We start from the raw sequence: 7,353 nt of genomic DNA, 5'->3' as shown, positions 1-7,353 counted from the left end.
CTCAAAAGTAACTCCCGAAGTACCCATAACAGGAGTAGCATCGATAACAACTCCGCCTATATCACAAGTCACAACGTCTGATCCTAAATCAATTAGAGGAGTTTCTATGAAGTCTAAAATTACAGAATCAGAGACTGAACAACCATTAATGGTCACTGTAACCTCATAAGTATCAGAATCGCTTACTGAAACCGTAGCCGTATTACCAACATTATTACCTGCAGAATCAATCCACTCATAAGTGGCATTCGTAGCATCTTCTCCAGCTACTACTGCTGTTAAATCTGTAGTGTTTACACAAATATCTTGGTCTGAACCTGCATCTACGGTAAATATAATTTCATTTACTTGTATGGTTTGTGAACTTGAACAAGTAAAAGCTGTTTCATTACCAGAACCATCGATAATTGTTCCTGCAACGGTTACTGTATACTGCCCTTCAACAGTTGCAGTATAAGTTGATTGATCCGCTCCAGCGATAGGACCATTTTCATCTGACCACTCGTAGGTTATTGTTCCAAATACATTTTCATTATTTATTGTACCATCTAAAGTTACATCAGTTCCTTCACAGAAAGAATCTGCCGTAATTACATTTGATAAATCTGGACTTTGACCAAAAACAACTTCAACATCATCTGAGTTTGAACAACCATCTATAGTAACTGTTACCGTATAAATATCACTTTCTGTAACTATAATAGTTTCTGTAGTTCCTACTACATTTCCTGATGAATCTAACCACTCATAAACAGCATTTGTAATATCTCCATCAACTACCGTAGCCGTTAACGTAAAATCATTTACATCACAAGCAGATTGATCATCTCCCGCATCTACAGCAAAATCTGCTGTGGTAACTTCAATAGTTTTAGAAGTGTCACAAGTTTGACTAGTAGGGTTTCCATCATTATCTAAAATAACTCCTGAAACCATTACTGTATACATTCCAGCTTCTGAAACAGATAATATGGCTTGATCTTCACCTACTATAGGACCATTTTCATCTGACCATTGATAAGTTACTGCATCAAAAGCATCAGGATTAGCTATAGTTGCATCTATAGTTGCAGAAGTTGATCCACAAAACGAAACTGTATCGTTAACAGAAGATAAATCTGGGCCTTCAGAAAATATTACAGTAAATATTTCTTGTTGTAATTCTCCTTCATTATTAAATGTATCTAATCTATATATTCCTCCCTCATTAACAGTTATACTCATATTAGTTTCACCAGTTATTTCATCAAAACCACCACTTGTATTTTGAATATACCACACATAAGCTAAAGCTGTTGGATATTGAGAAGTTAATGTAACTGGATCATCACTACAAGCATAAGTCGTATTTTCATCTATAATGCTACAATCTGTAGAACCATCTCCTGCTGATTGGTTAAGACTTATATAACCTGCAGCACCGTCATAATTAGTAATTAATAACACATAAACTTCTCCTTCTTGTGCATTTTCTAAACCTAAAGTCTCTTCTGCATCTATAGAGTAACTACAACCATCTCCAAAATCATTATCAGCTACTTGATTTTGTATCGTTAAACCATTACAAGCACTTTCTACACTATCAAAAGGTCCCCAAGCTATAAAATCTACATCTAAACCGTCTCCGTTAGGGTTACCATTATTATCAAAAGATGTGTTTTGAACTATATCTATAGATAAGTCTCCAGGCTCATCTATTTGCAAGAAATACCATACTGGATTTGGCTGAGTAAATAGACATCCATAATCAATTCCTGGAGGTGCTGTTGTATTAGAATCATCATCTACATTTTCAAATAACAAACCTTCTGAAGAACAAAAAGGTTCTGCCTCTAAACAAGGAATTGGAGGACAACTATCTGAGTTGATAATAGGACTGTTAATTGTACAGTTTACATCATCTAAATTTTGTGTAGTTATTACTACATCTGTATCATAAGAATAAGGACCAAAAGTAACCGTACCTAAAGTGGTTAATACTTCTGGAGTACTTCCTTGATCATCTGTAATCTCTACAGAAGCAGCTGAACCTAAATCAGTAACTTCTACAGATATTGAGTATTCTTGATTTGTTGGATCGCATTCCTTAAAGTATTCTACCTGAGGATTAACGCAAGTAGCACAAGAAACTGTTAAGTCTATTTCAGTATAAGTTGATTCACCACAAGCATAGAACCCAGCATTATAAGTAACTGTAATCTGATTTCCCGTAGATTGTACAAAAATACCAGATAAATCACCATCAACTCCTGTTCCTGTGTACAAAACTGATCCATCTGTATCAGTTATCACAAAATCTCCACCAAAAGTATAAATATCTCCTGAGTTTACAGTTAAATTTAGTGGACCACCATCTGTACTTGTATAAACAATTTCTACTGTTTCATTTGAATCATAGCAAAAAACAGTGTTTTCTGGCCCCTCTGAACAATCTACATTTAATGTAGAACAATATTCTTGGGTAAGCCCTTGACTGTTTATCTCACAGTTATTGTCTCCTGTATTTAAAACAGATATATTAATTAAATCTCCATTTGGATAAGGACCGAAAGTGTAAGTTCCTATAGCATCTACAGTTTGATCATTGGCAGCATCGCCATCGGAAAGCAATAATTCAGTAGCACTTCCTAAATCAGTTATTTCTACATCGATTAAAAATTGAGGATCTACATCACAATCGGCTACTACTTCAAAATTAACCTCTGGATTAACACAGGTTGCACAAGACACTGTAATATCTACCGGAGTATAATCATTAGATTGACAACTAGTAAATCCATTTGAAATCAATTGAACTGTTATATTATCTCCAGTCGATTGGAAGTTTATACCTGATAAATCTCCGGCATTACCTGTTCCATTATATAATTCTGTACCATCACTATCTAAAATAACAAAACTATCTCCAAATGTTGCCATTTGTCCAGAGTTAACCATTAAATTTAAAACGGTACCATCTATACTTGTGTAGACAATTTCAACAGTTTCATCATCATCATAACAAAATACAGAGTTTTGCGGCCCTACAGAACAATCTACATTTAATGCAGAACAATATTCTTGCGTAAGCTCTCCACTATTAATTTCACAATTATTGTCACCTGTGTTTAAAACAGATATATTCATTAAATCACCATTTGCATAAGGTCCAAAAGTATAGGTTCCTACAGCATCAATAGTTTGATCATTGGCAACATCGCCATCGGAAAGCAATAATTCAGTAGCACTTCCTAAATCAGTTATTTCTACATCGATTAAAAACTGAGGATCTACATCGCAATCTGCTACAACTTCAAAGTTAACTTGTGGATTAACACAAGTAGCACAAGATACTGTATAATCTATAGGATCATAATCATTTCCACTACAGTTTACAGAACCATCAGAAGTAATAATCACTGTTATTTCTGCTCCAGTAGATTGGAATGTATTCCCTGAAATATCTCCTCCACTATTAAATAACTCTGTACCATCTGTATCTAAAACGATTAATTCATCACAACAGCTTTCAAGAAACCCACCATTAATAATTAAATTTAAAGGGGTACCATCTGTACTTACATAAGTAACTTCATAGTCTTCATTATTATCATAACAATAATTCACACTTAGCGGACCATCTGTCACACAATCTATGAAAGTTTCTGTACAAAGTTCTTGAGTAAGCTCTGAACTTGCAAGAGTACAATTAGCATCATCATCGTTTGCTACTGTAATTATTACGTCTGTTCCATTAGGATATGGTCCAAAACTATAAACATCAATTGCCGTAGCTGGAATTGTTTGAGCTGGAGTTTGATTATCCGTTAAAGTCAAACTTGCCGAACTTCCTAAATCTGCAATATCAACCTCTACAAAGAATTGAGGTCCATTTATACAATCTCCAACAACTTCAAAGGCTACTTGCGGATTAACACAAGTTGCGCAAGACACTGTATAATCTATAGGGTCATAATCGTTTCCGCCACAGTTTACAGAACCGTCAGAAGAAATAATTACTGTTATTTCTGCTCCAGTAGATTGGAAAGTATTCCCTGAAATATCTCCTCCACTATTAAATAACTCTGTCCCATCTGTATCTAGAACGATTAATTCATCACAACAGCTTTCAAGAAACCCACCATTGAGAGTTAAATTTAAAGGGGTACCATCTGTACTTACATAGGTAACTTCATAATCTTCATCATTATCATAACAATAATTTACATTTAAAGGGCCATCGTTAACACAGTCTATAAAAGTTTCAGTACAAAATTCTTGCGTAAGAACATTACTTACAGTATTACAGTTAGAGTCTAAACTATTTTCTAAAGTTATAATAACATCTGTACCATTATCATAAGGACCAAAAGAATATACACCTACTGCTGATACAGTTTGGGATTCCTCTGGAGTTTGATTATCCGTAATAACGACATCATCACTTCCACCCATATTGGTAATATCTACTTCTACAAAAAACTCTGGACCATCAATACAATTACCCACCACAGAATATGATGCTATAGGGTTAGTACAAGCTGGCATTTCTATAAAAGTAACATCATCTAATAATATATCATTAGAAAAAGTAAATCCTCCATTTGCTTGTCCAGTAATTGTAAATTTTACTTGGACTGCTCCAGTAATAGTATATGGCGATAAATCTATAACGTACTGAAACCAATCTTCACCTAATAAATTATTAACAGACAATACAGAGTTCCAAGCGGCTCCATCATAAAGTTCAATCTCAACTGTATTGATTGCCGCATCATCTGTATTGTTACTAAATAAATAAAACTCCAAAGCAGGTTGAGCTAAGGTAGATACATCTATAAAAGGTGAAGTTAGAGAACTAGAATTGCCATCATTATTATCAGAACCATCCAACCACGCATAATTAGTACCGCCTCCAGCAGTATGATCCTCAACATCTTGAGCAGCATAATCTGCATTTAAACTATAATCCCATGCAGCATCACCTGTTTCTTCCCAACAATTTGGTGTGGTAGAAGAAGAAAAATCTTCAGACCAAGGTAATGATATAACATCGCAAGCGGTAGTGAATGAAAAAGGCCCAGTAAGCTCACTTTCATCTCCAGCACCACAAATTGCTCTTACATACACATCATAATCAGAGCTAGAATTTAAAGAACTTATAGATTCTCCTAAAACTCCATCATTATCTACAACAGTATCTCCTTCTGTATTAGGATCAAAACCATCAATACCATAAACAATTTCCCATTCTGCTTCTGAGTTTCCGATAGTCCAACTAATATCTGCAGAGTTTGCCATAATATTATCGACTACGATATCAGAAGGAGTAGGACATGTTACTTCATTTATTTGAATATTATCTATAAACCATCCTGCTCGATTTGCTGATCCATCTGATGTTAATCTAAATCGAATCACAACAGCATCTGTAATATAATCAGATAGGTCAAAAAACTCTTTTTTCCACCAGGCATTCGTAGGCTCCGTGTCTGATGTACCCCAATCTGCATAAGAATCTTCATCAAAAATTCCTGGAGCTTCTAAAACTCCCCCTCCTGAATAATCTTCTAAAGCAAAAGGTGTAAATGTTACACCACCATCGGTAGAAATCTCTACGATAGCTTCATCATAACCACCTTCTGTTTTGGCAATGTGCCAAAATGAAAGCTGAGGGTTATTAGCTGTGGTTAAGTCTAAAGAAATTGATTGAAAAATACTATTATCATTACTACTACCGTATGCATTTGATATCGATTGTAAACCGTCTTGATAGAGGGATGTATTCACCTCCCAGTCGACATCATTCCCAACCGCATTTTCATATGTTCCTAAGCCTGATTCAAAATCCTCCGTATATATTTGAGCGCTTAGCTGATAGCTAAACAAACAAAAAAATAAGAAAATTCCGTAAGTAATTTTTTTCATATTGTATTAAGTTTTAAAATTTGGGTTCTCATTTAACATTCAATTATGAATAATGCCGATAAATATACAAAGATTTAAATATTTTTTAACCAAAAATTGTTAAAAGATTTTTGGAAGCTAATACTTAAAACCGCTAACATTTCTTTTTGTATTTTTGAAATATAAATTACAATTAAATGATAGAGAAAGAAGAAATTGAATATGAAAAATCGGTCTTGATTGGGATTATTAATAAATTTCAAGATGAAGAGAAGTCTGAAGAATATCTAGATGAACTAGAATTTTTAGCCTACACTGCCGGTGGTGAAGTTTTAAAACGATTTACACAAAAATTAGATGTTCCTAATCCTAAAACCTTTATTGGTACAGGGAAAATGGAGGAGGTAAGAGAGTTTATTGAACAAAATGACGTAGGTACCGCTATTTTTGATGATGAATTGAGCCCTGCCCAGCAAAAGAATATTGAGAAAATTTTAAAATGTAAAGTAGTAGATAGAACCTATCTCATTTTAGATATTTTTGCTCAAAGAGCCAAAACAAGTTATGCTAGAACGCAAGTAGAATTGGCTCAATACGAATATCTTTTACCGCGTTTAGTTGGACTATGGACTCACTTAGAAAGGCAACGTGGAGGAATTGGTATGCGCGGTCCTGGAGAGACAGAAATTGAAACAGATAGACGTATCGTAAGAGATAAAATTTCTCAATTAAAGGACAAGCTTAAAACCATTGATAAGCAAATGGCTGTTCAACGAGGAAATCGCGGTCAACTAGTTAGAGTTGCTCTTGTAGGTTATACCAATGTTGGTAAATCTACTTTAATGAATGTGATAAGTAAAAGTGAGGTATTTGCCGAAAATAAATTATTCGCTACTTTAGATACTACTGTTCGTAAAGTGGTGATTAGAAATCTGCCTTTTTTATTAACTGATACAGTAGGTTTTATTAGAAAACTTCCTACGCAATTGGTAGAATCATTTAAGTCTACACTTGATGAAGTTAGAGAAGCCGATTTACTTTTGCATGTGGTAGATATTGCTCACCCAAATTTTGAGGATCACATTGCTTCAGTTAACCAAATTTTAGATGAAATAGAAAGTGCGGACAAACCGACTCTTATGGTCTTTAATAAAATTGATGCTTATTCCCCAGAAGTTATTGAAGAAGACGATCTAATTACAGAAAAGACTCCTGCTCATAATACCTTAACGGAATGGAAACGTACTTGGATGAACCGCCTAGGTGACAATGTACTTTTCATATCGGCTATTAATAAGGAGAATATGGAAGAGTTTAGAAAGAAGGTGTATGAAGCAGTTAGGGAAATTCATATTACTCGCTTCCCTTACAATAATTTTCTTTACCCTGAATATGATAAATATACCGGTGAAATAGAAGAAGATTAATCTTTTTATCAAATTTTAAACACAAAAAAACCGCTTCTAA

Annotated in this window: 2 protein-coding genes; one reads left to right on the top strand and one right to left on the bottom strand. The window is 34.3% G+C overall.

Annotated elements, in window-relative coordinates; translation table 11 throughout:
* A partial coding sequence (locus LX95_RS03200) for a hypothetical protein (RefSeq protein WP_211307632.1) occupies nucleotides 1-5,907 on the bottom strand: 5,907 nt, incomplete at its 3' end.
* 176 nt (nucleotides 5,908-6,083) lie between these two features.
* Between LX95_RS03200 and hflX the strand changes: the two genes are divergently transcribed.
* On the top strand, nucleotides 6,084-7,313 hold the full coding sequence (gene hflX / locus LX95_RS03195; protein ID WP_111539965.1) for a GTPase HflX: 1,230 nt from the start codon (nucleotides 6,084-6,086) through the stop codon (nucleotides 7,311-7,313).
* The last annotated feature ends 40 nt before the right edge of the window (nucleotides 7,314-7,353 follow it).

It is taken from the genome of Mesonia algae (assembly GCF_003253545.1).
GTDB lineage: Bacteria > Bacteroidota > Bacteroidia > Flavobacteriales > Flavobacteriaceae > Mesonia > Mesonia algae.
Note: the sequence above shows the minus strand (reverse complement) of the source record. Positions and strands in the feature narration are given on the sequence as shown.

What these genes read in the sequence shown, in the direction of transcription:
- hflX (WP_111539965.1), top strand. Translation starts at nt 6,084, where the DNA reads ATGATAGAGAAAGAAGAAATTGAATATGAAAAATCGGTCTTGATTGGG.